This is a genomic window from Actinoallomurus vinaceus, assembly GCF_039542055.1.
In the GTDB taxonomy this organism is placed as follows: domain Bacteria; phylum Actinomycetota; class Actinomycetes; order Streptosporangiales; family Streptosporangiaceae; genus Actinoallomurus; species Actinoallomurus vinaceus.
The window spans coordinates 371,152-397,957 of the sequence record NZ_BAABHK010000006.1 but is presented as its reverse complement, the minus strand read 5'-3'; the positions used below and the strand labels follow the sequence as shown (position 1 = coordinate 397,957).

Annotated in this window: 24 protein-coding genes; 14 read left to right on the top strand and 10 right to left on the bottom strand. The window is 70.4% G+C overall.

Annotation, left to right across the window (positions count from 1 at the left end):
• Positions 1 to 73: 73 nt before the first annotated feature.
• Positions 74 to 1,144 carry a uroporphyrinogen decarboxylase gene (gene hemE / locus ABEA24_RS23495; protein ID WP_345433148.1) on the bottom strand — a complete coding sequence of 357 codons (1,071 nt, stop codon included), beginning with the start codon at positions 1,142 to 1,144 and terminating at the stop codon, positions 74 to 76.
• A gap of 502 nt (positions 1,145 to 1,646) precedes the next feature.
• On the opposite strand from hemE, the gene ABEA24_RS23490 reads away from it, so the two are divergent.
• The 4 genes from ABEA24_RS23490 to ABEA24_RS23475 all read left to right on the top strand — a co-directional run bounded on the left by ABEA24_RS23490 (position 1,647) and on the right by ABEA24_RS23475 (position 4,194).
• Positions 1,647 to 1,823 carry a hypothetical protein gene (locus tag ABEA24_RS23490; RefSeq protein WP_345433147.1) on the top strand — a complete coding sequence of 59 codons (177 nt, stop codon included), beginning with the start codon at positions 1,647 to 1,649 and terminating at the stop codon, positions 1,821 to 1,823.
• Positions 1,824 to 1,890: 67 nt separating this feature from the next.
• On the top strand, positions 1,891 to 2,469 hold the full coding sequence (locus ABEA24_RS23485; protein WP_345433335.1) for a DUF3000 domain-containing protein: 579 nt from the start codon (positions 1,891 to 1,893) through the stop codon (positions 2,467 to 2,469).
• A 23-nt stretch (positions 2,470 to 2,492) separates the two neighbouring features.
• On the top strand, positions 2,493 to 3,716 hold the full coding sequence (locus ABEA24_RS23480) for an HRDC domain-containing protein (RefSeq protein ID WP_345433334.1): 1,224 nt from the start codon (positions 2,493 to 2,495) through the stop codon (positions 3,714 to 3,716).
• The gene (locus tag ABEA24_RS23475) at positions 3,706 to 4,194 is read left to right on the top strand and encodes a GNAT family N-acetyltransferase (RefSeq protein WP_345433146.1); all 489 of its coding nucleotides are present in this window, start codon (positions 3,706 to 3,708) and stop codon (positions 4,192 to 4,194) included. The genes ABEA24_RS23480 and ABEA24_RS23475 overlap by 11 nt, the downstream gene beginning before the upstream one ends.
• Before the next feature lie 170 nt (positions 4,195 to 4,364).
• On the opposite strand, the gene ABEA24_RS23470 is transcribed toward ABEA24_RS23475, so the two are convergent.
• Entirely contained in the window at positions 4,365 to 5,177 is an 813-nt protein-coding gene (locus ABEA24_RS23470; RefSeq protein ID WP_345433144.1) for a polysaccharide deacetylase family protein, read from the bottom strand.
• 204 nt (positions 5,178 to 5,381) lie between these two features.
• Between ABEA24_RS23470 and efeU the strand changes: the two genes are divergently transcribed.
• The 4 genes from efeU to ABEA24_RS23450 all read left to right on the top strand — a co-directional run bounded on the left by efeU (position 5,382) and on the right by ABEA24_RS23450 (position 11,127).
• Positions 5,382 to 6,239 carry an iron uptake transporter permease EfeU gene (gene efeU, locus ABEA24_RS23465; protein ID WP_345433143.1) on the top strand — a complete coding sequence of 286 codons (858 nt, stop codon included), beginning with the start codon at positions 5,382 to 5,384 and terminating at the stop codon, positions 6,237 to 6,239.
• Positions 6,240 to 6,391: 152 nt separating this feature from the next.
• Positions 6,392 to 7,594, top strand: coding sequence for an FAD-dependent oxidoreductase (locus tag ABEA24_RS23460; protein WP_345433142.1), 1,203 nt, complete (start codon positions 6,392 to 6,394; stop codon positions 7,592 to 7,594).
• 237 nt (positions 7,595 to 7,831) lie between these two features.
• Positions 7,832 to 9,034 (top strand): thiolase family protein, encoded by a 1,203-nt coding sequence (locus ABEA24_RS23455; protein WP_345433141.1) that lies wholly within the window; start codon positions 7,832 to 7,834, stop codon positions 9,032 to 9,034.
• Positions 9,031 to 11,127 carry a 3-hydroxyacyl-CoA dehydrogenase NAD-binding domain-containing protein gene (locus tag ABEA24_RS23450; RefSeq protein ID WP_345433140.1) on the top strand — a complete coding sequence of 699 codons (2,097 nt, stop codon included), beginning with the start codon at positions 9,031 to 9,033 and terminating at the stop codon, positions 11,125 to 11,127. The genes ABEA24_RS23455 and ABEA24_RS23450 overlap by 4 nt, the downstream gene beginning before the upstream one ends.
• 75 nt (positions 11,128 to 11,202) lie before the next feature.
• On the opposite strand, the gene ABEA24_RS23445 is transcribed toward ABEA24_RS23450, so the two are convergent.
• The 4 genes from ABEA24_RS23445 to dxs form a co-directional block, all read right to left on the bottom strand.
• Positions 11,203 to 12,018: a glycoside hydrolase family 16 protein gene (locus tag ABEA24_RS23445; protein WP_345433139.1), complete on the bottom strand. Its 816-nt coding sequence runs from the start codon at positions 12,016 to 12,018 to the stop codon at positions 11,203 to 11,205.
• A gap of 282 nt (positions 12,019 to 12,300) precedes the next feature.
• Entirely contained in the window at positions 12,301 to 13,656 is a 1,356-nt protein-coding gene (locus ABEA24_RS23440) for an FAD-dependent oxidoreductase (protein WP_345433138.1), read from the bottom strand.
• Between the two features lie 52 nt (positions 13,657 to 13,708).
• A complete protein-coding gene (locus ABEA24_RS23435) occupies positions 13,709 to 15,190 on the bottom strand; it encodes an amino acid permease (RefSeq protein WP_345433137.1) in 1,482 nt (493 codons plus the stop codon).
• A gap of 66 nt (positions 15,191 to 15,256) precedes the next feature.
• Complete coding sequence (gene dxs / locus ABEA24_RS23430) at positions 15,257 to 17,158, bottom strand: 1-deoxy-D-xylulose-5-phosphate synthase (protein WP_345433135.1); 1,902 nt, start codon at positions 17,156 to 17,158, stop codon at positions 15,257 to 15,259.
• Between the two features lie 120 nt (positions 17,159 to 17,278).
• Between dxs and idi the strand changes: the two genes are divergently transcribed.
• Positions 17,279 to 17,851: an isopentenyl-diphosphate Delta-isomerase gene (idi, locus tag ABEA24_RS23425; RefSeq protein ID WP_345433134.1), complete on the top strand. Its 573-nt coding sequence runs from the start codon at positions 17,279 to 17,281 to the stop codon at positions 17,849 to 17,851.
• A 56-nt stretch (positions 17,852 to 17,907) separates the two neighbouring features.
• On the opposite strand, the gene ABEA24_RS23420 is transcribed toward idi, so the two are convergent.
• The gene (locus tag ABEA24_RS23420; protein ID WP_345433133.1) at positions 17,908 to 18,267 is read right to left on the bottom strand and encodes a MerR family transcriptional regulator; all 360 of its coding nucleotides are present in this window, start codon (positions 18,265 to 18,267) and stop codon (positions 17,908 to 17,910) included.
• Positions 18,268 to 18,353: 86 nt separating this feature from the next.
• Between ABEA24_RS23420 and ABEA24_RS23415 the strand changes: the two genes are divergently transcribed.
• Positions 18,354 to 19,010: an SDR family NAD(P)-dependent oxidoreductase gene (locus ABEA24_RS23415; protein ID WP_345433132.1), complete on the top strand. Its 657-nt coding sequence runs from the start codon at positions 18,354 to 18,356 to the stop codon at positions 19,008 to 19,010.
• Positions 19,011 to 19,065: 55 nt separating this feature from the next.
• Here the strand turns inward: ABEA24_RS23415 and mug are convergent, their stop codons facing one another.
• Complete coding sequence (mug, locus tag ABEA24_RS23410; protein ID WP_345433131.1) at positions 19,066 to 19,602, bottom strand: G/U mismatch-specific DNA glycosylase; 537 nt, start codon at positions 19,600 to 19,602, stop codon at positions 19,066 to 19,068.
• Positions 19,603 to 19,789: 187 nt separating this feature from the next.
• On the opposite strand from mug, the gene ABEA24_RS23405 reads away from it, so the two are divergent.
• Together ABEA24_RS23405 and ABEA24_RS23400 are read left to right on the top strand one after the other, a co-directional pair.
• Positions 19,790 to 20,062, top strand: a complete 273-nt coding sequence (locus tag ABEA24_RS23405; protein ID WP_345433129.1) for a ribbon-helix-helix protein, CopG family — start codon at positions 19,790 to 19,792, stop codon at positions 20,060 to 20,062.
• Positions 20,059 to 20,397 carry a type II toxin-antitoxin system PemK/MazF family toxin gene (locus ABEA24_RS23400; protein WP_345433128.1) on the top strand — a complete coding sequence of 113 codons (339 nt, stop codon included), beginning with the start codon at positions 20,059 to 20,061 and terminating at the stop codon, positions 20,395 to 20,397. Before ABEA24_RS23405 ends, ABEA24_RS23400 begins: the two co-directional genes overlap by 4 nt.
• 147 nt (positions 20,398 to 20,544) lie before the next feature.
• On the opposite strand, the gene ABEA24_RS23395 is transcribed toward ABEA24_RS23400, so the two are convergent.
• Together ABEA24_RS23395 and ABEA24_RS23390 are read right to left on the bottom strand one after the other, a co-directional pair.
• Positions 20,545 to 22,026 (bottom strand): GMC oxidoreductase, encoded by a 1,482-nt coding sequence (locus ABEA24_RS23395; RefSeq protein ID WP_345433127.1) that lies wholly within the window; start codon positions 22,024 to 22,026, stop codon positions 20,545 to 20,547.
• Positions 22,027 to 22,515: 489 nt separating this feature from the next.
• A complete protein-coding gene (locus ABEA24_RS23390) occupies positions 22,516 to 25,272 on the bottom strand; it encodes an aconitate hydratase (protein ID WP_345433126.1) in 2,757 nt (918 codons plus the stop codon).
• A 275-nt stretch (positions 25,273 to 25,547) separates the two neighbouring features.
• On the opposite strand from ABEA24_RS23390, the gene ABEA24_RS23385 reads away from it, so the two are divergent.
• Both ABEA24_RS23385 and ABEA24_RS23380 read left to right on the top strand, forming a co-directional pair.
• A complete protein-coding gene (locus ABEA24_RS23385) occupies positions 25,548 to 26,147 on the top strand; it encodes a PadR family transcriptional regulator (protein WP_345433125.1) in 600 nt (199 codons plus the stop codon).
• A gap of 124 nt (positions 26,148 to 26,271) precedes the next feature.
• Positions 26,272 to 26,760 carry a DUF1707 SHOCT-like domain-containing protein gene (locus tag ABEA24_RS23380; RefSeq protein ID WP_345433124.1) on the top strand — a complete coding sequence of 163 codons (489 nt, stop codon included), beginning with the start codon at positions 26,272 to 26,274 and terminating at the stop codon, positions 26,758 to 26,760.
• The last annotated feature ends 46 nt before the right edge of the window (positions 26,761 to 26,806 follow it).

The following is a 26,806-nucleotide window of genomic DNA, read 5'->3' as shown; positions in this document are numbered from 1 at the left end:
GCCGAGGGCGCCGCCGACTCCGGCCGCGCGGAGGGCTCCGCGCGGGACGCGAGGTGCCGGGCCTCGGCCGTGGTCAGCGGGCCGCCGACTCCTCGTGCACGAAGTCGGTGAGCCGGGCCAGCATGTCGGGGTCGGTCGTGGGCAGCACGCCGTGGCCGAGGTTGAAGACGTGCCCTTCGGCGGTGCGGCCCCGGGCGAGCACGTCGCGGGCGCGCGTGGCGATGACGTCCCACGGGGCGAACAGGATCGCCGGGTCGAGGTTGCCCTGCAACGCCTTGCCGGGCCCGACGCGCAGCACCGCCTCGTCGAGCGGCACTCGCCAGTCGACGCCGACGACGTCGGCGCCGGCCTCCCCCATGAGGCCGAGGAGCTCGCCGGTCCCGACACCGAAGTGGATGCGCGGCACGTCGTACGGCTCGAGAGCGGTGAAGATCTTGCGGCTGTGCGGCAGCACGGACGTGCGGTAGTCCTCCGGACCGACGCCGCCCACCCACGAGTCGAACAGCTGGATGGCGCGCGCCCCCGCCTCGACCTGGATCTTCAGATACGTCGCGGCGATGTCGGCGAGGCGGTCGAGCAGCCGGGCGAACAGCTCGGGCTCGCCGTACATCATCGCCTTGGTCCGGTCGTGGGTCTTGGACGGGCCGCCTTCGATGAGGTACGAGGCGAGGGTGAACGGGCCCCCGGCGAACCCGATCAGCGGGGTGCCGCCGAGCTCTCCCATGAGCGCGCGGACCGCCTCGCTGACGAACGGCACGTCGTCGGTTTCGAGCGGGCGCAGCCGGTCGACCGCGGCGGCGTCGCGGATCGGGTCGGCGATGACGGGGCCCACGCCGGGCTTGATGTCGAGGTCGATGCCGATCGCCTTGAGCGGGACGACGATGTCGCTGAAGAAGATGGCGGCGTCGACCGCGTAGCGGCGCACGGGCTGCATCGTGATCTCGACGACGAGGTCGGGCCGGGCGCACGCCTCGAGCATCGGGATGCCCGCCCGGGCCTCGCGGTACTCCGGCAGCGAGCGGCCCGCCTGACGCATGAACCAGACGGGGGTGTGCGGCACCGGCCGGCGACGGCAGGCGAGCAGGAAGGCGCTCTCCTCGCGCTGCTCCGGCCCGGCCCCGTGGGGCACGCTGTCTTGCGGCATGACGGTGCTCTCCTGTCTGGTTTTCGTGGAAGGTGCGGGCATGCGGCCCGCCCTGGATCGTCCCACGAACCGGCGCCTCACCGCGCACCACCCCGCAAGACCGGCGCCCCGTCCCGCCGGCCCACCAGGGTCCAGGTACCCGCTCCGCACGCACCGCCCCGCGAGACCGGCGCTCCCGTCCGGCCGGCCCCTTCTCGGGGTCCCCGGGCGGCGGCTCCGCACGCACCGCCGCGCGAGACCTGGGCGCCCGTCCGGCTCCCCCGTCGAGGCCGGGCGACGGCTTGGTCCGCATCACCCGACTTGCCCGCTGGAACGGTCCCGCAGCGGTGTCCCGGTCCCGTACGATGAGGCCGCGACGACGTCTGGCGGACAGACCGCAGGGGCATGGCCCTACGTCCGTTATGAGAATCTTCAGGACACGCCGAGCGATGTCCTGCAATCACGCCGGGGCGCATGCGAACGTGTGAACGCTCCCCCTGCCGGATCGAGGGAGGTCACCGAGATGGCCCTCACACGTCATTGTTCCGCCTGTGGCGGCGAACGCCGCTTCGAGCAGCCGCCGTGCGCGGACGGCCACGGCGCGGACTGCCCCGAGTGGGCGTGTGTGGACTGCGGCATGGCGATCCTGATCGGCGACACGCCAGAGCCCCCCGTGATCGCCCGCGCCGAGGCGGCCTGAGGGTCGCTGTGCACATGCGTGAGTCAAATCGTTCCGAGGCGTGCCCGGTGGATCGGCCGTACGCCCGATGACGGCCCCGAACGACCCCGTGCCCGGACCGTTCCAACGCGTGGTCGAGACGCTGCGGGCCATGGTCGACGCCGAGCCCGCGCGTCCCGAGCTCCTGCTCGAGGACATGCCCGCGCCACAGCGGCTGGCGCCCTACGCCGCGGCGATCATGGCGACGGTGTACCGGGAGGACGACACGGAGCTCGCCGTCGGCCGTCTGATCGTCCTGTACGACCCGGAGGGGCAGCGCGGCTGGGATGGGGACTTCCGGCTGGTCGCCTACGTACGGGCGGAGCTGGAGCCGGAGATCGCCGCCGACCCGCTGATCGGGCCCGTGGGGTGGAGCTGGCTGACCGAGGCGCTAGAGGCGCATCGGGCCGGGTACAAGGCCGCGTCGGGCACGATCACCCGGGCGGTGTCAGAGAGCTTCGGCGACAAGGACGCCGATCCGGCGACGACCGAACTGGAGCTTCGTGCTTCCTGGTCGCCGACGTGTGAGGATATTGCAGGACATATCAGTGCATGGTGCGATGTTCTATGTCAGGCGGCCGGCTTGCCGCCGGCGGGAGTGACCTCACTGCCGAGTTCAGGAGTTTGAGCACATACGGTAGGCGCGTGGAAGTGTCGGAAGCAGAAGTCGTACCCCTACTCGAACCACGGGAGGGCATCCCTCCGGTCATCGAGACGCCGGAGGCGTTCCAGGACGCCGTCGAACGCCTGGCCGCCGGGGAGGGCCCCGTCGCGGTGGACGCCGAGCGCGCGTCCGGTTACCGCTACGGTCAGCGGGCCTACCTCGTGCAACTGCGTCGCCGCGGTTCCGGAACGTTTCTGATCGACCCGGTGCCATGCCCCGACCTGTCCGCACTGGACGCCGCGCTCGCCGACACCGAGATGGTGTTGCACGCCGCCAGCCAGGACCTGCCGTGCCTGGCCGAGCTGGGGCTCGTGCCGCGCTGTCTGTTCGACACCGAACTGGCGGGGCGGCTGCTCGGCTATCCCCGCGTCGGCCTGGGCACGATGGTCGAGACGGTCCTCGGCTTCACGCTGGAGAAGGGCCATTCGGCGGCCGACTGGTCCAGCCGTCCGCTGCCCGCCGACTGGCTCCGCTACGCCGCGCTCGACGTCGAGCTCCTGGTGGAGCTGCGCGACGCGCTGCGCGGGCAACTGGAGGAGGCGGGCAAGCTGCAGTGGGCCGAGGAGGAGTTCGCCGCGATCCTGGCCACGCCCCCGAAGGAGCCCCGGCAGGACCCGTGGCGGCGCACCTCCGGCATCCACCGCCTGCGCAGCCGTCGCAGCCTCGCCGTCGTCCGTGAGCTGTGGACGACCCGTGACCGGATCGCCCGCGACCGCGACCTGTCCCCCGGCCGGGTGCTGCCCGACTCCGCGATCGTCGAGGCGGCGCTCGAGCTCCCGCGCACTCCGGACGATCTGACGGCGCTGGCGTCGTTCCGCGGGCGCAACACCCGGCGGCACGCTCCGGCCTGGTTCCGGGCCGTGCAGCGAGGGCGGACCCTTCCGGACGCCTCGCTGCCCGAGCACAGCATCCCCGGAGACGGGCCGCCGCCCGCCCACCGCTGGGCCGAGCGCGACCCGGCGGCCGCCGAGCGCCTGAGCGCGCTGCGGGCCGTGGTGGCCGCGCTGGCCGACGAGCACACCCTGCCCACGGAGAACCTCCTCCAGCCCGACACCGTACGGCGGCTCGCCTGGGATCCGCCGGAGGAGGTCACGCCCGAGTCGATCGGCGTCGTGCTCACCGCGCTCGGGGCCCGTGCCTGGCAGGTGGGGCTGACGACCACACCCCTCGCCAAGGCGCTGCTCCGGCTGGCCGCCAAGCGTGAGGTCTGACCGCCCGCCCCGCGCCGAACCGATCGTCACCCGGCGGCTCGTGCTGCGGCGGCTGGAGCGCGGGCCGGCGCGTGCGCTCGCCCGGGGCGACTGCTCGGGGATCGTGACGGCCGGCGGGTGGCCGACGGACGCGACCGCGATGGTCGCCCAGCGGGCGGCCGCCGACCCCGGCGCCCTCACCTGGCTGATCCACCACGAGGGCGCGGTGATCGGAGAGTGCGGGCTCAAGCACGGGCCGGGCCCCGACGGGGCGGTCGAGATCGCCTATGGCCTCGGCGGCCCCTGGCGATCACGGGGGTACGGCACCGAGGCGATCCGCGGGCTCCTGGGATGGCTCGAAGGATCCGCCGCCTGCCGTCAGGTGATCGCCGAGGTGCATGAGGGCAACGTCGCGTCCCGGCGGCTCCTGGAGCGCCTCGGATTCACCGTCGACCTCCTCACGCCGCCGTACGTCTGGTACGCCCGCGCCCTGGGATGAAGCCGGGCGCCCCGGACGCCCCCGCCCGATGGCCGGGCCCGCCGCACGGTACGCCGCCGTAGGTCCGGACGCCCGCGCCCCGCAATATGGCCGGGCGCGCCGTACGCTACGCCCCCGTACGTCCGAACGCCCGCGCGCCGCGATGAAGCCGGGTATACCGCGCGATGCGGTCAGAGCAGGACGAAGGACAGGCCGCGGGCCTTCAGCTTGGGGATGACCTGGCCCAGGGCTTTGATCGTCTCGGAGCGGTCGCCTCCGCCGTCATGGCAGAGGAGGATGTCCCCGCCCTTGGCCTCCAGCAGACTCCGCTTGATGCGGTGGGTGCCCGGGCGGGCCCAGTCGCGCGGGTCGATGTCCCAGTCGATCGGCAGCATCCCGTGCCGGGCCGCCGAGCCGAACACCGCGCGCGACCACGCCCCACCGGGCGAGCGGAAGAACTTCGGCACCACCCCGGTGGCGTCGCAGATGCGCTCGTGCGCCTCGGTGATCTCCTTGTCGACCTTCCGGGACGACAACGAGGCGATATCCAGCGGGTGGTTCATCGTGTGGTTGCAGATCTGGTGGCCCGCAGCGGCGATCCGCTGCGCCAGCTGCGGGAACTGCTTCACCTGGATGCCGATGAGCGAGAACGTCGCCTTCACGTCGTGCTCGGCCAGCAGGTCGAGCATCTTCGGCGTCCACTCCGGATGCGGGCCGTCATCGATGGTCAGCGAGATCGCGTTGGGCGGTGCGGTCGGGAGGACGTCGTGCACCGTGTGGATGGCCTCCTTGCGGCGCGGCAGCGGCGTCGGCGACGGAGGCTTGGGCGTGGGGGTGGGCGACGGGGTGGTGTTCGCGGGTGGGATGACGGCGCGGCCCCGGGCGAGGGGATGCCGGTTCGCGGCGGGGGCCCCTTTGACCTTGTCTCCGGCGAGCAGAAGAGCGGCGCTCGCCGCACCGAGAGTGATCATGCGACGACGCGTCACGACATCCCGAAACTCCACGTGTCAAACGGTATGCCCTAGTCGGTACCACTGGACACACGTGACCGGATCGCAACAGAGGAATCGCTACAGGGACGTGACGCATTAGACACCGTAATCGGCCTTTGAGTGACATTCCGGGCTTGCGTTCGGCGACCCCCTCCCGCACACTCGGTTAGGTTAGGTTTGCCTAAGACTCCCCCTGGTTCAAAGGAGCGCGTCCCCTTGCTGCTCGGCAACTTCCTCATCGGCCTGCGCGAAGGGCTCGAAGCATCGCTGGTCGTCAGCATCCTCATCGCGTACCTGGTGAAGTCGGGCAACCGACGGGCGCTCGCTCCGGTCTGGGCCGGCGTCGGCACCGCCATCGGGATCAGCGTCGCGTTCTGCGTGCTGCTGAGCTTCGCCTCGGGCGAGATGCAGTTCAAGACGCAGGAGGCATTCGGCGGCGTCCTCTCGATCGTCGCCGTCGGCCTCGTGACGTGGATGGTCTTCTGGATGCGCCGGGCCGCCCGGTTCATGAAGGCCGAGCTCGAGGGCAAGCTCGAGGGGGCGCTGTCCCTCGGCACCGGCGCGCTGTTCGCCGTGGCGCTCCTGGCGGTCGGACGAGAGGGCCTGGAGACCGCCCTGTTCCTGTGGACCAACATCAACGCCGCCCAGAGCAGCACCGAGCCGATCATCGGCGCCATCCTCGGTCTGCTCACCGCCGCCCTGCTGGGCTACCTGCTGTACCGCGGCGGGCTGAAGCTCAACCTCAAGCGCTTTTTCACCATCACCGGCGCGGCGCTCATCGTGGTGGCTGCCGGCGTCTTCGGCTACGGCTTCCACGACCTCCAGGAGGCCGGGATCCTGCCGGGGCTCACGTCGTACGCGTTCCAGCCGCACACCTGGTTCCACGGCATGGGCACCACCGGTCAGTGGCTGCAGACCGCCCTGCAGGGCGTCTTCAACCTCACGCCTCAGGTGACCGTGGTCCAGGCCGTGATGTGGGTGCTCTACCTCGTACCGGTCATGATCCTCTTCCTCCGCCCGGCCAAGCCGGCCGCTCCCAAGCCGCAGCGGCAACCGGCACCCGCCCAAGGCTGACCCCCCAGACGCCCAGCCCGACCGCCCCCGGCCGTCCCGGCCGGGGGCTTTCGCGTTTCCGGACGAAATTTCTCTTGACTGACAAGATACTCTAGTCTCAAGATGCTCCTATCAAGAGAAAGACCATCTCCGAGCGAACAGAGGGTGTCGTGATGCGAGTACTGATCGTGGGCGGCGGCGTGGCCGGCGCGGTGGCGGGGATAGCCGCGAAGAAGGCGGGGCTGGACCCGGTGATCTACGAGGCGTACGAGCACAGCTCCGGCCTCGCCCACGGTGTCTACCTGACCGTGGCGGTGAACGGCCTGGACGCGCTACGGGCGGTCGACGCCGACAAGGCGGTCACCTCCGGCGGCTTCCCGTCCGGCCGGATACGGTTCCTCAGCGGCACGGGCAAGCAGCTCGGCACCATGCCCCTCGGACCGGCGCTTGCCGACGGCACGGTCACGCACACCGTCCGGCGGGCGGACCTGTACGGCGGCCTGTACGAGGAGGCCGAGCGGCGCGGAGTCCCGATCGAGCACGGTAAGCGCCTGGTCGACGCGAAGACGGCCGGCGGGCGCGTGGTGGCGCGGTTCGCCGACGGGAGCACGGCCGAGGGAGACCTCCTGGTCGGCGCCGACGGCGTGCACTCGCCCACCCGCTCCATCATCGATCCGGCCAACCCGGGCCCGCGCTACACGGGGCTCGGCAACACCGGCGGGTTCACCCGCGACGCGGGGATCGACACCGAGCCGGGCGACTACGTCATGATCTGGGGGAAGAACTGCTTCTTCGGGTACACCGTGAGTCCCGACGGCGAGATCTGGTGGTTCGCCAACCCGCCCCGGGCGGCCGAGCGGTCACGGGAGGAGCTCCGCACGCTGACGACCGACCGCCTCCGCGAGGAGCTCGTCGGCCTGCTGTCGGCGGACCGGACGCCGGGGGCGCGCATCGTACGGGCGACGTCCGGCGACTTCCCGCTGACCAACCAGTACGACCTGCCGAACGTGCCGACCTGGCATAACGACCGGATGGTCGTCATCGGCGACGCGGCCCACGCCGTCTCCCCCTCCTCCGGCCAGGGCGCCTCCCAGGCCGCCGAGGACGCCGTCACACTCGCCCGCTGCCTGCGCGACGCCCCGGACGTCCCGCGCGCGCTCGCCGCGTACGAGAGGCTCCGCCGCGAGCGCGTGGAGCGGGTCGTGGCCTGGGGCTCGGGAATGAACAACACCAAGAAGCAGGGCGTGACCGGCCGCGTCCTGCGGGACCTGGCCCTCCCCCTCATCCTGCGGAACGCCGGGGGCCCGAAGGCGATGGCGAAGATGGCCTGGCTGTTCGAGCACCACATCGACTGGGACGCGCCCGTCGCGTCCTGACCGCCTGCCGTGTTCTGACCGCCCGGCGCATACTGACCGGCCGTCGCGCTCTGACCGGCCGTCGCGCTCTGACCGGCCGTCGCGTTCAGACCGGTCGGCGGGCACGGACGGGGCCCGCTCCGGGCCTGGGCACGGGACGGGCGACCCCGGGTTACCCGCCAGTCGTTACTGACGAGTAACCTATGGGTAGGAGTACTCAGGAGTGCTCCGCAGGCTCTGTCAGAAGGAGAACCGACCGTGCCCCGTACCGCACGTGACGTGGTCTTCGTCGACGGCGTTCGCACGCCGTTCGGCAAGGCGGGCCCCAAGGGGCTCTACGCCGAGACCCGCGCTGATGATCTCATCGTCCGGGTGATCCGCGAGCTGCGGAGGCGCAACCCCTCCCTGCCTGCCGACCGGATCGACGAAGTCGCCATCGCCGCGACCACCCAGACCGGCGACCAGGGCCTCACCATCGGCCGCTCGGCCGCCGTCCTGGCCGGGCTGCCGAAGAGCGTCCCCGGGTACGCCATCGACCGCATGTGCGCCGGCGCGATGACCGCCGTGACGACCGTGGCCGGCGGCATCGCCTTCGGCGCGTACGACGTCGCCGTCGCCGGCGGCGTCGAGCACATGGGCCGGCACCCGATGGGCGAGGGCGTCGACCCGAACCCGCGGTTCCTCGCCGAGAAGCTCGTCGACCCCTCCGCCCTGGTGATGGGGTCGACGGCGGAGAACCTCCATGACCGGTTCCCGCACATCACCCGCGAGCGCGCCGACGCGTACGCCCTGCGCAGCCAGCAGAAGGTCGCCGCCGCGTACGAGGCCGGGAAGATCCAGCCCGACCTGGTGCCGATGGCGATCCGCTCGCAGGAGAAGGGCTACGGCCTGGCGACCGCGGACGAGCCGCCGCGCCCGGACACGACGCTGGAGGGGCTGGCCGGCCTGAAGACGCCGTTCCGGCCGCACGGCCACGTCACCGCGGGCAACGCCGCCGGGCTCAACGACGGCGCCACCGGCTGCATCGTCGCGGCCGAGGACGTCGCCGCCGAGCTCGGTCTGCCGGTCCGGATGCGGCTGGTCGACTACGCCTTCGCGGGCGTCGAGCCGGAGGTCATGGGCGTCGGCCCGGTGCCGGCCACCGAGAAGCTCCTGGCCCGCAACTCGATCACGATGGACGACATCGGCCTGATCGAGATCAATGAGGCGTTCGCCGTACAGGTCATCGCCTTCCTCGACCACTTCAAGATCGCCGACGACGACCGGCGGGTGAACCCCTGGGGCGGCGCGATCGCGCTGGGCCACCCGCTCGCCTCCTCCGGGGTGCGGCTGATGATGCAGCTGGCCCGCCAGTTCGCCGAGCGCCCGGACGTCCGCTTCGGCCTCACGACGATGTGCGTGGGGATGGGCATGGGCGGCACGGTCCTGTGGGAGAACCCGAACTTCGAGGGGGGCAAGTGAGCACGGTGCAGACCTGGCGGTCGCTGCTGGAGGGCGACGGCCCGAGCCACGACGAGGTCGTGACGCACGCGCGCGTACGCGACGTCGAACTGCCGTACGGCGCGGGCACCATGGCGCTGATCACGCTGGACAACGGGTTCGACCACACCAAACCGAACACCTTCGGGCCGCGCGGCCTGCTGGAGCTGAACGACGCCCTCGACCAGGTCGCGGCGCGTGACGACGTCGCGGCCGTCGGCGTGACCGGCAAGCCGTTCATCTTCGCGGTCGGCGCGGACCTCAAGGGCGTGTCGGCGTTGGCCGGCCGCGAGGAGGCCGGGCTGGTCGCGCGGCTGGGGCACGACGTGTTCCGGCGGCTCGGCGAGCTGCCCGTACCGTCGTTCGGGTTCGTGAACGGCGCGGCGATGGGCGGCGGCGTCGAGGTGGCGCTGCACTGCACGTACCGGACGATCTCCTCCGGCGTGCCCGCGCTCGCGCTGCCCGAGTGCTTCCTCGGACTGGTCCCCGGCTGGGGCGGGACGTACCTGCTGCCCCGCCTGATCGGCGCGGAGAAGGCCCTCAAGGTCATCATCGAGAACCCGCTCAACCAGAACAAGATGCTCCGCGGGCCGCAGGCGTTCGAGCTGGGCATCGCGGACGCGATGTTCGAGCCGGCCGACTTCCTGGAGGAGTCGCTGCGCTGGGCCGCCCGGGTGCTGACCGGAGAGGCGACGGTCGAGCGCGCCGAGGTCGACACCGGCAAGGCCTGGGACGACGCCGTCGCGCAGGCCCGATGGTTCGCCGAGGGCAAGCTGCACGGCGCGGCCCCCGCGCCGCTGCGGGCGCTGGACCTGGTCGCGGCGGCCAAGGACCGCACCCGCGACGAGGGCTTCGCCGCGGAGGACGAGGCTCTCGCCGACCTGATCATGAGCCCCGAGCTCCAGTCCGGCCTGTACGCCTTCGACCTGGTGCAGAAGCGCGCCAAGCGGCCCGCCGGTGCGCCCGACAAGGCCCTCGCACGACCGGTGACCAAGGTCGGCGTGGTCGGCGCCGGGCTGATGGCCTCGCAGCTGGCCCTGCTGTTCGCCCGGCGGCTGAACGTCCCCGTCGTGCTCACCGACCTGGACCAGGAGCGCCTCGACAAGGGCGTCGGCTACGTCCACGCCGAGATCGACAAGCTGCTCGGCAAGGGCCGCGTCTCGGCGGACGAGGCGTCGCGGCTCAAGGGCCTGGTCACCGGCTCGCTGACCAAGGACGCCTTCGCCGACGCCGACTTCGTGATCGAGGCCGTCTTCGAGGAGATGGGCGTCAAGCAGAAGGTCTTCGCCGAGGTCGAGGCGGTGGTCTCGCCGGAGTGCGTGCTGGCCACCAACACCTCGTCGCTGTCGGTGACCGAGATGGCGTCCAAGCTGAAGCACCCGGAGCGGGTCGTCGGGTTCCACTTCTTCAACCCGGTCGCCGTGCTGCCGCTCCTGGAGATCATCCGGGGCGAGCGGACCGACGACGCCGCGCTGGCGACGGCGTTCGCCACCGGTAAGGCGCTGAAGAAGTCCTGCGTGCTGGTCAAGGACGCGCCCGCGTTCGTGGTCAACCGCATCCTGCTCCGGCTCCAGGCGGCGATCCTCACGACGGTGGAGGAGGGCACGACGATCGAGGTCGTCGAGCGCTCCACCAATCCGCTGGGCCTGCCGATGTCGCCGTTCGTGCTCATGGGCCTCGTCGGCCCGGCCATCGCCCTGCACGTCGGTGAGACGCTGCACGCGGCGTTCCCGGACCGGTTCCCGGTCTCGGAGGGCCTGGCCAAGCTGGTCGCGGCGGGCAAGCCCGGGGTCTACCGCCCCGACTTCACGCTCGACCCCGAGGCCGTCGCCCTGTTCGAGGGCGGCACCTCTCCGTCCACCGAGGAGCAGGTCCTCGCCCGGGCGCTCGACGCGCTCGCCCAGGAGATCAGGATCATGCTGGACGAGGGCGTCGTCGCGGCGCCCGAGGACATCGACCTGTGCCTGATCCTCGGCGCGGGCTGGCCGTTCCACCTGGGCGGCATCACGCCGTACCTCGACCGCACCGGCATCGCCGAGAAGGTCAACGGCACCCGCTTCGCGCGCGGGGCCTGACACCGGAATGGGACCGTCGGCGGTCACCGCGTTCCGTTCGCGATGGCCGCCGGCGGTCGACGTCTCGGGGCTCGATCAGGCCTTGTACAGCTTGATCCAGTCGACCTGCATGTTGCCGCCGGTGTGGGTGCGACTGTCGCCGGGGAACCAGTCCAGCTGGATCGTCGGCGCGAGCGTGCCGCGCGGGATCGCGGCGCTCTTGGTGGTGTGGAACCACCGCTTTCCGTCGACGTAGCCGTTGACCTGCGTGGAGGTGACCTCCACGGCGAAGGTGTGCCACTTGGTCAGGTCGACCCTGACTTGCTGCTGCAGCTGCTGGTCGTTCCCGTAGTGCAGGAAGAAGTTGGGGTGCGTACGGTTCGGGTCCTGGATGTCCTCCATGTAGTCGACCTCGGCGGGCTTGCTCTCACCCCAGAGCAGCAGTACGGGGTGGTAGCAGCCGCAGCCTTTGGCCGCGCGGACGCGGGTCTCCCAGCGGCCGTACTTGCGGATGCCCTTGTGCCAGGCCATGCCCTCCGACCAGCCGTTGGCCAGGCCCGTGATCGTCAGGATGCCGTTCTTGACCTTGGCCTGCGACGGGCGCCGCTTGGTCTTCTCGCCGCCCGGCTTGTTCTTGCCCGGGTCCTCGTACAGCTCCCAGTCCTTCTTGTTGACGGCCTTGCCGTTGAAGTTCTCCGCCCGGAGCGGCTTGCCCCACTTGTACCGGGCGGCGGCGGTACCGTCCGCCGCCTGCGCGGTCACGGGGGCGGCCTGCCGTGCGGCGTTGTCCGAGTAGCCGATCTTGGAGGCCTTCGACGACGAACCATCCGAGACGGCGATGCCGGTGACGACCGCACCGACGGCCACGGCGGTCCCGGCCGCGCAGACGGCGAGACGACGGGATTGGCGCATGGAACGACTCCTTCGAAAGGGGACAGGACACGGCGAGGGCCGTACGGCCACTCCCCCCGAAGCCGTCGAAGATCATACGGACGCCCCCGACGCGTGTCGGGGGTTTCGTCGAGCGTCGAACCCCTCGCATGCCAAGTTGAGGCCCCGGTCCCCGTACGGGGAGAGCCCGAAGTCCCGGTGCGCGATCGGGTCAGGAGAGACGGTTCAAAGGCCGGTACGCGGCGGAGTCAGGGGTACGCGGAGGGCACGCACGGCAGGGTCAGAAGAGCAGGCGCGGTGGTGTCAGGAGGTGCGCGGGCGGCAGGCGCGGCGGAGGGCGTCCCAGCCGGCGAGCTTGACCCGTTCGCCGCGGGCGAGCGTCCGGGCGAGCGCGATCTCCTCGGCGTCGATGCCGAGCCAGTCGTCGTACGTCACCGCGCGGACGTTCCGGGCCTCCAGCAGCGTCTCGATCGACGGGTGCTCGCGGACCCGGCCGTTCAGGTCGGCGAGCAGCGCGCGGACGGTCTCGGCGGCGTCGGCCTTGTTGGTGCCGATCACTCCGGTGGGGCCCCGCTTGAGCCAGCCGGCGACGTACTCCCCCGGCCGCGGCCGGCCGTCCTCGCCGAGCACGCGCCCGGCGTCGTTCGGCACGACGTACGCGCGCGCGTCGAACGGCACGCCGGGCAGGGGCACGCTCTGGTATCCGACCGAGCGCAGCACCATCCCGACGGGCAGGGTCTCGTAAGCGCCGGTGCCGACGACCCGGCCCTCGTCGTTCAGCGTCGTGTGCTCCAGGCGCAGGCCCTCGACCCGCTCGGTGCCGAGGATCTCCACGGGCCGCAGCCAGAACCGCAGGTCGAGCCGGCGCGGGCGGCCCTCGGCCGGTTGTCCGGTCCACTCGCGCATGACCGCGACGTTGCCGCGCACGTGCCGGTCGGACTCGGCCAGCGCGGCGCTCATCGGGTCGAGCTCCATGTCCTCGGTGCGGATGTGCACCTCGGTGTGCGGCAGCCGGCCGAGCTCGCGCAGCTCCTTGGTGGTGAACTTGGCCTGCGCCGGCCCCCGCCTGCCGATCATGTGGATGTGGCGCACGGCGCTGCCGCCGAGCAGGTCGAGCACCGGCTCCGGCACGTCCGTGGCGCGGAGCTCGTCGGCGGTCTTGGCGAGGATCCGCGCGACGTCGACGGCGACGTTGCCGACCCCGATCACCGCGACCTCGTCGGCCGACAGGTCGACGTCGAGGTCGAACGCGTCGGGATGGCCGCAGTACCAGTTGACGAAGTCGGTGGCGGCGACGCTGCCGGGCAGGTCCTCCCCCGGCACGCCGAGGTGCCGGTCGACCATGGCGCCGGTCGCGTAGATCACCGCGTCATAGCAGGTGACCAGGTCGTCCCGCGTGAGGTCGCGGCCGAGCTCCACGCCGCCGAGGAAGCGCACCCCCGGGTGCTCCAGCACCCGCTGCAGGTAGTTCGCGATGGATTTGATCGACGTGTGGTCCGGGGCGACGCCGTACCGTACGAGGCCGTACGGCGTCGGCAGCCGATCGAAGACGTCGACCTGTACGTGCCCGTCCGCCTGCTTCACCAGGGCCTCGGCGGCGTAGATGCCCGCCGGCCCGGACCCGATGACCGCCACGCGGAGCGGATGTGTGACCGCCACGTCGCCATTGTGCGCACAGATCGCGCCGGACGTCAGGACCGGCGCGGCCACATCACCGGGATTCGACCGTCGGTTTTACCGCCGGTTCACCCGCCCGGCTGTGGCGCTGCCCGTACGCGAAGTAGATGACGAAGCCGATGAGCATCCAGACCACGAACCTGATCCACGTCTCGACCGGCAGGTTCAGCATGAGGTATATGCAGGCCAGGACGGCGAGGATCGGCACCACGGGCGACCACGGGACGCGGAACGACCGCGGCAGGTCCGGCCGGGTCCGGCGCAGGATCACCACGCCGATCGAGACGACCACGAACGCGAACAGCGTGCCGATGTTGACCAGGTCCGCCAGGGCCGACAGCGGCACGAAACCGGCGATGATCGCGACGATGGCACCGATGATGACGGTCATCCGGGCCGGCGTGCCGAACCGCGGGTGGACCTCGGCCAGCCACTGCGGCAGCAGCCCGTCGCGGCTCATCGCGAAGAAGACCCGGCTCTGGCCGAGCAGGAGGATCAGCACGACGGTGGTCAGCCCGGCGAGCGCCCCGATGCTGATGATCGTGGCGAACCCGGAGTGCCCGACCGCCTTGAACGCGTCTGCCAGGGGGGCCTCGATGCTCAGCCGCCGGTAGTTCTCCATGCCGACGACGACGAGGGAGACCGCGACGTACAGCGCGGTGCAGATGATGAGCGAGGCGATGATCCCGACCGGCAGGTCGCGCTGCGGCTTCTTGGTCTCCTCGGCGGCGGTCGCGACGACGTCGAAGCCGATGAAGGCGAAGAAGACGATCGCGGCGCCCGCGAAGATCCCGGCCCACCCGTACGTGGAGGGCGTGTAGCCGAACAGCACCTGGACCAGCGGTTCCTGGCTTCCCTGAACCGAGGGCGTCGGAACGGACTTCGGGACGAACGGGTGGTAGTTCGCGCTCTTGATGAAGAACAGCCCCGCGAAGATCACGAAGAGGACGATCGCGAGCTTGATCGTCACGATGACGGCGTTGACCCGCGAGGAGACCTTGATGCCGAGGACGAGCACGCCCGTGACGATCAGGACGATCAGGGCCGCCGGGATGTTGAAGGTGGCGTGTTCTCCGGCCACGGAGGAGGGCAGGTCCCAGCCGAGGTCGCCGAGCAGGCTCTTGGCATAGCCGGACCAGCCCACCGAGACGGTCGCCGCCGCGAGCGCCAACTCCAAAACGAGGTCCCAGCCGATGATCCACGCGGGCAATTCGCCGAGCGTGGCGAAGGAGAAGGTGTACGCGGAGCCGGCCACCGGCACGGTGGAGGCGAACTCCGCGTAGCACAGCGCGGCGAGCGCGCAGGCGATGCCCGCGGCCACGAACGACAGCGCGACCGCGGGTCCGGCCTTCTCCTTGGCGACCTCGCCGGTGAGCACGAAGATGCCCGTGCCGATGATCACCCCGACGCCGAAGATCGTCAGATCGAGTGCGCTCAGGTCCCGCCGTAGTCGGTGACCAGGCTCGTCCGTGTCCTGAATGGACCGTTCAACCGTTTTGGTACGGAAGACACTCATCTGACTCCCTCTACGACGTATGGCCTCCTCTACCCGGTGATGGCAAAACTAACGGACTGTTAGATCTCAGGACTCGGTGGGTTCGAGTACCTCGTCGCGCGCGGTGGCCGCCGTGATGTCCCGGGCCAGCCCCTGCGGCGTCAGCCCGATGTCGGTGAGGATCTGCGCGCGCTTCGCGTGGTCCAGGAAGCGGTCCGGGATGCCGAACGTCCGGACCGGCACGTCGACGTCGGCGTCGCGCAGCGCCCGCGCCACCGCGTCGCCCACGCCGCCGACCCGGCTGTTGTCCTCGACGACCGCGACGAGCCGGTGCCCGGACGCCAGGCCGGGCAGCTCGGGGTCCAGCGGCTTCACCCAGCGCGGGTCCACGACCGTGACGCCGATGCCGTGCGCGTCGATGAGCCGGGCCGCCTCGACCGCCACGCCCGCCATCGGGCCCGCCGCGACGATCAGCACGTCCCGCTTCTCGCCCGACCGGACGAGCACGTCCATCCCGCCGACCCGGTCGACGACCGCGACGTCCTCGGCGACCGGGCCCTTCGGGAACCGGACCACCGTCGGGCCGTCATTGACGTCCACCGCCTCGCGCAGCAGCTCCGTCAGCCGGGTCTCATCACGAGGAGCGGCGACCCGCAGCCCGGGGACGACCTGCAGGATCGACATGTCCCACATGCCGTTGTGGCTCGGCCCGTCGTCGCCCGTGACCCCGGCCCGGTCCAGGACGACGGTGACCGGCAGCTTGTGCAGGGCGACGTCCATGAGCAGCTGGTCGAACGCGCGGTTGAGGAACGTGGCATACACGGCGACGACCGGGTGCATGCCGCCGAAGGCCAGGCCCGCCGCCGAGGTCACCGCGTGCTGCTCGGCGATGCCCACGTCGTACGTGCGGTCCGGGTAGGCCTCGGCGAACGCCGCCAGCCCCGTCGGGTGCAGCATCGCCGCGGTGATGGCCACCACGTCCGGGCGCTCGGCGCCCACCGCCACCAGCTCCTCGCTGAACGCCTTGGTCCAGGTACGCGAGCTCTTGGCCAGCTTCCGCCCGGTGGCCGCGTCGAACAGGCCGGGGGCGTGGAAGGCCTCCTCCTCGTCGTTCTCGGCGGGCGCGTAGCCGAAGCCCTTCCGCGTCATGCAATGCACGATCACCGGCTCGCCGAAGTCCTTCGCCTTGCGCAGCGCGTGCTCAACGGCCTCCTCGTCGTGGCCGTCGATCGGCCCGAGATACTTCAGGCCCAGGTCCTCGAACATCGCCTGCGGCTGCAGGATGTCCTTGATGCCCTTCTTGATGCCGTGCAGCGCCTCGTACGCCATCGGCCCGACGACCGGCGTTCGCGGCACCGTGCGCTTGATCAGGTCGAGGGCGTGCTCGTACCCCCGCGTCATCCGCAGGTCGGCGAGGTGGCTGGCCAGCCCGCCGATCGTCGGGGAGTACGACCGGCCGTTGTCGTTGACCACGATGACGACCCTGCGGTCCCGGCCCGCCGCGATGTTGTTCAGCGCCTCCCAGGCCATGCCACCGGTGAGCGCGCCGTCGCCGATGAACGCCACGACGTACCGGTCGCCCTCCCCGCGCAGCTGGTACGCCTTGGCGAGCCCGTCGGCGTACGACAGCGCGGTGGAGGCGTGGGAGTTCTCGATCACATCGTGCTCGGACTCCGCCTGGGACGGGTAGCCGGACAGGCCGCCCGCCTGGCGCAGCGAGCCGAAGTCCTGCCGGCCCGTCAGCAGCTTGTGCACGTACGCCTGGTGCCCCGTGTCGAAGAGGACGCGGTCGTGCGGCGAGTCGAAGACACGGTGCAGGGCGATGGTGAGCTCGACCACGCCGAGGTTCGGTCCGAGGTGACCGCCGTTCTTCGATGTCGACACCGCGGTGACGAGGAGATCTCGTATCTCGCCGGCGAGCTGCGGAAGCTGCTCCGGAGCCAGGCGCTTGAGGTCCTCGGGCCCTCGGATCGACTCAAGAAGGGTCACGCGGGTCATCTCCTCGTATTTTCTGCGGATGCTGATTTTAGTGGTCGCTCGACCATGAGACGCCGAGCCCCCCGGCCGAGTTCACGTGGCGCAGCGTAGCGATCGGATATAAAGACAGTGATGGATGACGAACGAATCGTGCTGCTGGGCGCCGACGGCCACGCCATCGGCACGGCCCCGAAGGCGTCGAGTCACCACGAGGCCACTCCGTTGCATCTGGCGTTCTCGTGTTATCTCGCGGACGCCGCGGGGCGCATCCTGATCACTCAACGAGCGCACGCCAAGCGAACGTTCCCGTCGGTGTGGACGAACAGCTGCTGCGGCCACCCCGCCCCCGGCGAGGGCCTGCGCGACGCCGTCCGCCGCCGGGTACGGCTGGAGCTCGGTCTGGAGATCGAGAGCATGACGCTCATCCTGCCGGAGTTCCGCTACCGCGCGACCGCCGCCGACGGAATCGTCGAGAACGAACTCTGCCCGGTGGTCCGCGCCGTCGCCGTCGGCGACGTCCGCCCCCACCCGGACGAGACCGCGGCCGCGGGCTGGCGCGACTGGGAGGACTGCGTGGGGCTCGTGGACGACCCGTCGGCCTCCCCGTGGTACCGCGAGCAGATGGCCGAGCTCGTGCCGCTGGGCAAGCCGGCCGACTGGCCGGCCGCGCCGACCTCGCTCCTGCCGCCCGCCATCGCCTGGTAGTCCGCGGTTCGACGCCCGGCCCGGCGGCTCAGACCGCTCGCATCGCATGATCGCGCTCAGCGTTGTAGCGCGGTGGTGAGCATGGCGTCGATCGCCCGCCTCGACGCCTCGAGCCGAGTGATCGATTCGGCGATGCGGCCGCGTTCGCGCCGCAGGTTGTTGATCATTCCCGGACACGCCGACGGTACGAGACGCTCTCCCTCTTCGTGCACGCAGTGCAGGAGCCGGGCGATGACCGCGGTGGGCAGTCCGGCGGCGAGCAGGGCACGGATGTGGCGCACCGCCTCGACGTCCGCCTCACCGTACTCGCGGTATCCGTTGGCCAGCCGCACCGGCCGCAGCAGCCCCTGCTCCTCGTAGTAGCGCAGCAGCCGCCGGCTCACACCGGTCCGTTCCGCCAGAACGCCGATCCGCACGACCCCTCATTCCCGGCTTGACCTTCACATCGATGTGACGGCTTACCGTCCCGATTATCCAGTGATCCCCGATAAAGGAATGTCTAATGCCGAGTGCAGTGATCATCGGTGCCGGACCGGGAATCGGCCGGGCGGTGGCCCGCCGGTTCGCACGCGAAGGCCTGCCGGTCGCGCTGATCGCGCGAAGCGAGGCGACCCTGGAGGCGTCGGCCGACGCGGTCGCCGCCTCCGGCGTACGGTCCGTGTCCCTGACCGCCGACGCGACGGACGAGACGGCGCTGCGCCAGGCACTCGACGAGGCCGCCGCCGAGCTCGGACCGCCCGAGGTCGTCGTGTACAACGCCGCGATCATCCGCGCCGACCGACCGGGCGAGCTGTCCGTACGCGGGCATCTGGACGCCTGGGCGGTCAACGTCGTCGGCGCGCTCACCGCCGCCGCCCACGTGGCCCCCGCGATGACGGCGCGCGGCGGCGGATCGTTCCTCATCACCGGAGGGATGCCGGAGCCGAAGCGCGAGTACGTCAGCCTCTCTCTCGGCAAGGCGGGGGTGCGCACCCTGGTGGAACTGCTCGACCAGGAGTACGGGCCGTCAGGCGTCCACGTGGCGAGCGTGACCGTGGCCGGCCCGGTCGCCCCGGGAACCCCTTTCGACCCGGACGACATCGCCGAGCACTACTGGCGCCTGCACGCCCAGCCCGGCGAGCAGTGGACGCGGGAGGTGGTCTTCAGGGGCACACCATGATCGCCGAGGGTCTTCGTCGCCAGGGCCCCGGAAACCCTCGGCGGGAGTCCTCCCGTCAGTCCCTCAGCCGGCGGAACTCCTCGGCCAGCGCGTCCAGGGTGTAGTGCGCGTTGAGGCCCGAGGGGTTCGGCAGGATCCACAGCGCCGCCCCGGCGAGCCTGTCCTCCTGCGGGCCGATCTTCACCTTCGGGCGCCCGAACGCCGTCCGGAACGCGGTCACGCCGAGCACCGCGACGACCCGCGGCCGGTGCTCCGCGACGAACTTCTCCAGCAGCGCACCGCCCTCCCGCAGCTCCTCGGCGGTCAGCTCGGCCGCCTGGGCCGTGGCACGGGCCGCCAGATTGGTGATCCCGGCGCCGTACGACGGCAGCAGGTGCTGCTCGCTGGGATGCAGCAGCCGGTCGGTGAAGCCGGAGCGGTGCAGCGCGGGCCAGAACCGGTTGCCCGGACGCGCGAAGTGCCATCCGGTCGCGGCCGAATAGAGCCCCGGGTTGATCCCGGAGAACAGCACCCCGTCCGGCGGCGGCACGACGTCGGGGATCGTCCGGTCCTTGGCGGCCTCCAGGTCGGCGGCGGTCGGTCGGCTCGTCACGATCGGACGATACCGCCCGGCCGCCCCCGTCAGGGCAGGACCTCGCAACGACGCCCAGCGCACCCGCCGGCACGACCGGAAGCGATGATGTCAACTCTAAGTTGCAGGGCGTTTACTGTCCGCACAGCATCACGCCTGTGTCGGCAACTGTGTACAGAAAGTGTCGACAGGTTCGTACACTACGAGCATGGGGACGGTGACCGTGAGGGTCAGCACAGACACCCGTGACCGCATCGCCGAGTTGGCGAGAGAGGCCGGCCAGCCGATGTCCGCCGTCATCGACGAGGCGATCCGCGACTACGAGCGCAAGAGGTTCTTCGAAGATCTCAACCGACAAGTCGCCGCTACCAGAGCGGACCCGGAGGCCTGGGCCGACCATCAAGCGGAGACGGCCGTCTTCGACAAGGCCGCCGGCGACGGCCTGGCGGATCTCGACGACACCGACTACTCCACATGGTGAACACGCCGCGGAGAGGGGATATCTGGCTGACCGACTTCGGAGAGCCGCTTGCACACGAGCAGGGGTTCCTCCGCCCCGGGATCATCGTGAGCGCCAATGGATTCAACCGAGCGGGGTCAGGTCTCGTCTTCACGGTGCCGACCACGACCACCAAGCGTGGGTGGCGAACCCATGTCGAGGTCGGAACCCATACCGGACTCCGGCAGACGAGTTGGGCGCTGGTCGAACAGATGCGCAGCGCTTCGACCGATCGGTTGAGACGCCGCATCGGCGAGGCCGACGCCGTCACCATGGAGCGCATCTGCGCGATCGTCCGGAGACTTCTGGAGATGTGAGACGGGCGGCCTCCCCTGGGCCGCCTGCGTTCTGCGGCTTACGCTGAAACGACAGTTTTCTCGCCCGAGTAGAACGCGTTAGACGGACATGCCCGCCCCGGCGCCCGTGTTCTCCCGTCGCACCCGGCCTATCCGCGCGTATCTGCGTTACTGCAGGTCGGTCGCGATGATCTTCTCCATGTTCCGTTCGGCGAGCGCTGTGATCGTCACGAACGGGTTCACACCGATGCTGCCGGGAATGAGCGACCCGTCCACGACGTACAGGCCGTCGTAGCCCGGAAGCCGGCCATAGTTGTCGGTGGCCTGATTGAGTACGCACCCGCCGAGCGGATGGTAGACGAAGTCGTCGCCCCAGGTCTTGTTAACGCCGAACAGGTCGGACCGGTAGACCGTGCCCGCCTTGCTGTTGATGGCGTCGAACACCCGCTTCGCGGCGTCGATCGACGGCTGCGTCTGTGACGCCTTCCATGAGAGATCGACCTTGCCGGTCGTGGAGTTGAATGAGAACGCGGCGCGGTTCGGGTTCTTCGTGATCGCCAGATAGAGGTTGATCCAGGTTTCGGTACCGGCCGGGAACGGAGCGATCTCGGCGAACACCGGACCATTCGTGTCGGCCCAGTTGTCGATCCCCATGGCGGGCATTCCCGACTGCAAGGCGCCGGTCAGGTCCAGCCCCGCCCGTGCGACCATCACGTTGCCGTTGTTACCCCAGCCCGTGCCGACCGCCGAGGGGAGATTCGACAGCTTGCCCTGGGCTCGCATGGAGACCAGCAGCTTGCTCGTGCCCACGCTCCCGGCCGCGAAGAACACCCGGTCGGCGGTGACCGTCTTTTGGGTGACGGTGTTGCCCGAGGTGTCGATCTGAACCATCTCGACCGTGTATCCGCCGCCTGATGCCGAGGCCACGGAGGTCACCGTGTGCAGCGCCGAAATCGTGAGTTTTCCCGTCGCGGCCGCCGCCGCGAGATAGGTCTTGTCGAGCGACTTCTTGCCGTAATTGTTGCCGTAGATCACCTCGGAGGCCAGCGCCGAGCGCGGCACCTGGTTCGCCGCTTCCTGCTTCATGTAGTCGAAGTCGTAGACGTTGGGCACGAACGTCGTCGCGAAGCCCGCGTCGTTCGCCCGCTTGCGGCTGACCCGGGCATACTGGTAGCAGTCGGTCGTCTCGAACCATGCCTGGTCGATGTTGTTGACCCCGAGGCCGGTGTTCGCGCGCGGGAAGTACGTCGAGTACATCTCGTTGGAGTTGACCGACGGCAGCACCTCTTCGAAGTAGGCGCGCTTTGGCGTGACGGCCATGCCCCCGTTGACGAGTGAGCCGCCGCCCACTCCGCGCCCTTGGTAGACCCGGGTCGCCGCGAAGCTCTCGGAGTCGAGCGCGCCCGTGTACTTCGAGATGCTCTTGTTGGCCGGGGAACCCAGGAAGTAGCCGACCGGCTGGTCCGTCTGGGTTCGCAACCAGAAAGACCGCCCGTCGGGGTTGAGCATGTTGCAGAAGATCTTTCCGTCGGACCCCGGTGTGGTCCAGCTCTGCCCCATCTCCACGATATGGGTGTCGATGCCCGCTTGTGTGAGACGCAGCGCTGCGACGGCCCCGCCGTACCCGCTGCCGATGATGAGGGCCGGCACGTGATCTCCGGTGGCGAGCGCCCGCCGTGGGGCGGCGGCCGCGGCTGTCCACCACGAGGGCATCGCGAGAGCCCCCAAAGTGGAACCTGTTCCAATCAGGAATCGACGACGGGAGATACCGTCCAGTCGCCGTCTTCTGCCTGGTCGCGAAGCTCTGCCGTTGCTCATGGCGCCACTCCCTGGAAATAAAAAGTGAACTTGTTATATATGCATTGCGCAGGCATGTCAGCAGTTACTAACGAGTAACATTTGATCGCGGGTGGGCTTGCGGGGGCCGAATACCGTGTCGCCCCATACGACCTGGGCGTATTCGTGAAACAGGCCACAGAGCCGGCCTCGCCGGAGGCCTCTGATCTCGGCGTCGAGGGGATCGGGCAGTGCCCGCGGCGGACCGGCCTGGTTCAGAGAGCCAGGCCAGCGGCACCCTCGGAGCATGAAAGGGCCGCCCCACCTCCGGCTGGAGGTAGGGCGGCCCTTTCGGTCAGCGGGTTACTTCTTCAGGAGGGAGCGCAGGACGTACTGCATGATGCCGCCGTGGCGGTAGTAGTCCGCCTCGCCCGGCGTGTCGATGCGGACGACCGCCTGGAACTCCTTGTCGCCCGCCCGCACCGTGACCTCGCGCGGGGTCTCGCCGCCGTTCAGCGCCTCGACGCCGACGATGTCGAAGGTCTCCTGGCCGGTGAGGCCGAGTGACGTCGCCGACTCGCCGTCCTCGAACTGCAGCGGCAGGACGCCCATGCCGATGAGGTTCGAGCGGTGGATGCGCTCGAACGACTCGGCGATGACGGCGCGGACGCCGAGGAGGCGGGTGCCCTTGGCCGCCCAGTCGCGCGAGGAGCCGGAGCCGTACTCCTTGCCGCCGAGGATGACCAGCGGCGTGCCCTCCGCGGCGTACGCCTGCGCGGCGTCGTAGATGGACAGCTGCTCGCCGTCCTTGACGGTGACGCCGCCCTCGGTGCCGGGGGCGAGCAGGTTGCGCAGCCGGATGTTGGCGAATGTGCCGCGGATCATCACCTCGTGGTTGCCTCGGCGGGAACCGTACGAGTTGAAGTCCCGGCGCTCGACGCCGTGCTCGGTGAGGTACTTGCCGGCCGGGCTGTCCGCCTTGATCGCACCGGCCGGCGAGATGTGGTCGGTGGTGACCGAGTCGCCGAGCAGCGCGAGGACCTTGGCGCCGCGGATGTCCTCCACCGCCTCCGGCTTGTCCGTCATGCCGTCGAAGTACGGGGCCTTGCGGACGTACGTGGAGTCGGGGTCCCACTCGAAGGTGTTGCCGGTCGGCACGGGGAGGGCCTGCCAGCGCTGCTCGCCGGCGAACACGTCGGCGTAGTCGCGGGTGAACATCTCCTGCGCGATGGCCGACTCGACGACCTCCTCGACCTCCTGCGGCGACGGCCAGATGTCCTTGAGGTACACCGGCTGACCGTCGGAGCCCGTGCCGATCGGGCCGTTCACGATGTCGACGTCCATGGAGCCGGCGAGGGCGTACGCGACGACGAGCGGCGGCGAGGCCAGGTAGTTCATCTTGACGTCGGGGTTGATCCGGCCCTCGAAGTTACGGTTGCCGGAGAGCACCGAGGTGACGGCCAGGTCGTTGTCGTTGACGGCCTTGCTGATCTCCTCCGGCAGCGGGCCGGAGTTGCCGATGCAGGTCGTGCAGCCGTAGCCGACGAGGTTGAAGCCGAGCTTCTCGAGGTACGGCGTGAGGCCCGCGCGGTCGTAGTAGTCCATGACGACCTTGGAACCCGGAGCGAGCGAGGTCTTCACCCACGGCTTGCGGGAGAGGCCCTTCTCGACGGCCTTCTTGGCGAGCAGCGCCGCGCCGATCATGACCGACGGGTTCGAGGTGTTGGTACAGGAGGTGATCGCGGCGATCACGACCGCGCCGTGGTCGAGCTCGAACTCGGCGCCGTCCAGGCTGACGGTGACGGGGTTGCTCGGCCGGCCGGCGGCCGGGTCCACGGCGCTCTCGTGGGGCCGGTCGCCGTTGGCGCCGTGGGAGATGGCCGGCGAGTCCGAGGCCGGGAACGACTCGGCGGACGCCTCGTCGGTCGGTCCCCCGATGCCGTTGTCCGGGACGTAGTCGCGGACCGCCGTGCGCCACGCCGTCTTGGCGTTCGACAGCGCGATGCGGTCCTGCGGGCGCTTCGGGCCGGCGATCGACGGGACGACGGTGGACAGGTCCAGCTCGAGGTACTCGGAGTACTCCGCCTCGCGGGACGAGTCGTGCCAGAGGCCCTGCTCCTTGGCGTACGCCTCGACCAGGGCGACCTGCTCGGCCGGGCGGCCGGTGAGCCGCAGGTAGTTCACGGTCTCGTCGTCGATCGGGAAGATCGCGCAGGTGGAGCCGAACTCGGGGCTCATGTTGCCGATGGTCGCGCGGTTGGCCAGCGGCACCGCCGCGACGCCCTCGCCGTAGAACTCGACGAACTTGCCGACCACGCCGTGCTTGCGCAGCATCTCGGTGATGGTGAGCACCAGGTCGGTCGCCGTGGTGCCCGCCGGGAGCTCTCCGGTCAGCTTGAAGCCGACGACGCGCGGGATGAGCATCGAGATCGGCTGGCCGAGCATGGCGGCCTCGGCCTCGATGCCGCCGACGCCCCAGCCGAGGACGCCCAGGCCGTTCTGCATCGTGGTGTGGGAGTCGGTGCCGACGCAGGTGTCGGGGTAGGCGACGCCCTCGTTGTCGAAGACGACGCGGGCCAGGTGCTCGATGTTGACCTGGTGCACGATGCCGGTGCCCGGCGGCACGACCTTGAAGTTGTCGAAGCCGTTCTGGCCCCACTTGAGGAACTGGTAGCGCTCCTTGTTGCGGCCGTACTCGAACTCGACGTTGCGCTCGAACGCGTCCTCGCGGCCGAAGACGTCGACCTGGACGGAGTGGTCGATGACCATCTCGGCCGGGTTCAGCGGGTTGATCCTCGCCGGGTCGCCGCCGAGGTCGCGGACGGCCTCCCGCATCGTCGCCAGGTCCACCACGCAGGGAACGCCGGTGAAGTCCTGCATGATCACCCGAGCCGGGGTGAACTGGATCTCCTGGTTCGGCTGGGCGCCCGGGTCCCAGGCGGCCAGCGCGCGGACGTGGTCGCCGGTGACGTTCGCGCCGTCCTCGGTGCGCAGCAGGTTCTCGAGCAGGACCTTCAGGCTGTACGGGAGGCGCGCCGAACCCTCGACGGCATCCAGCCGGAAGATCTCGTAGGACGCCTCGCCGACGCGCAGGGTCTGGCGGCTGCCGAAGCTGTTCAAGTCGTCTCCTCCTCTACGCGCTCCCCGAGCGCGGCTACCGCTCGCATGGCGTACGCGGGGGTTCTGTTGGTGGATACGTCAGGATCCTCCCCCAGCCGCCCACTTCCGCGCGCACTGAGGCTCGCCTAACTTCTCCGCAATTTCTCTCGACATCAAGGTATCACGTTTATCTCGACATCAAGGTATCGAGGGCCGGCCTTGACAACGAGCGTTTCCGATATATCGTTTGAGTATCGCGAACGATCTGAGATGGCTCTCAGAAGGGAGAACCGAACATGCATAACGCGACATTCGACGCTCCGTGGCAGGCATGGGCCGGCGGCCGCCGTGGTGGCCGCGGCCGTGGCAGGCGAGGTGGCCCGTGGGGCTGGGGTCCCCCCGGATTCGGCCCGTTCGGCGGTCCACCGCCCTGGGCGGAAGGCCGGGCGAAGGCCCGGCGCGGCGACGTCCGCGCCGCGATCCTGGCCCTGCTGGCCGAGGAGCCGCGCAACGGCTACCAGCTCATCCAGGCGATCGAGGAGCGCAGCGACGGCGAGTGGCGGCCGAGCCCCGGCGCGGTCTACCCGGCGCTGCAGCAGCTCACCGACGAGGGGCTGATCGAGGGCACCGAGGAGGAGGGGCGCAAGACCTTCCGCCTCACCGAGGCCGGCCGCGCGTACGTCGAGCAGCACACCGACGAGGTGAACGCGCCGTGGGACGCGATGACCTCGGACGTCCGCGAGGACGTCCGGAATCTGTTCAAGACCGCCGGCGGAGTCGCCGGGGCCATGATGCAGGTCGTCCGTACCGGCTCGGAGGCCCAGGTCGCCCAGGCCAACGAGATCCTGGCCGAGACCCGGCGGCGCCTCTACCACCTCCTCGCCGAGGACGAGTGACCCGGCCGCCGGCCGAGTCGGAAGGGTGAGTGAGGTGATGTCCGAGCGCACCCGACGCAGCGAGTGGAGCGGCCGACCGAGGCACGACGTCGGCCGCGGAGCGAGTGAGGAGGGTGAGCGAGGGATGAAGCACGACGACCTGCGGGTCGGGGACGCTGAGCGCGACGAGGTGGCGTCGGCCCTGCACGAGCACTTCGCGCAGGGCCGGCTGACCCGGGAGGAGCTCGACGAGCGGCTGTCGGCCGCGCTGTCCGCCAAGACCGTCGGCGACCTGCGGAAGGTCACCCGGGACCTGCCCGCCGGCCCGGACGCGCTCTCGCGCCCGCTGGCCGGGCCGGGCCTCCCCGACTGGCGCGGGCCGCGGCGGGCCGGGCCGCCCTGGGCCGGTCCCCACTGGGGCGGCCCGCCGTGGGCCCGGCACGCCGAGCGGATGGCTCATCGGGGGCGGCATCCGCGGTTCGGCCCACCGGCCGGCGTGTTCCTCATCGCGCTGTTCGTGATCGCGTTCGTGACGCACGGCTGGTTCGTCTTCCCGCTGTTCGCCGTCGTCTGGTTCACGATGGCGTTCGTCGGGATCCGGCACGCTCGCCGGTGGCATCGCCTCACGAGGTGACTCACGGCGGAGAACGAACCGCAGGGCCCCTTGCGGGCCCCTGCGG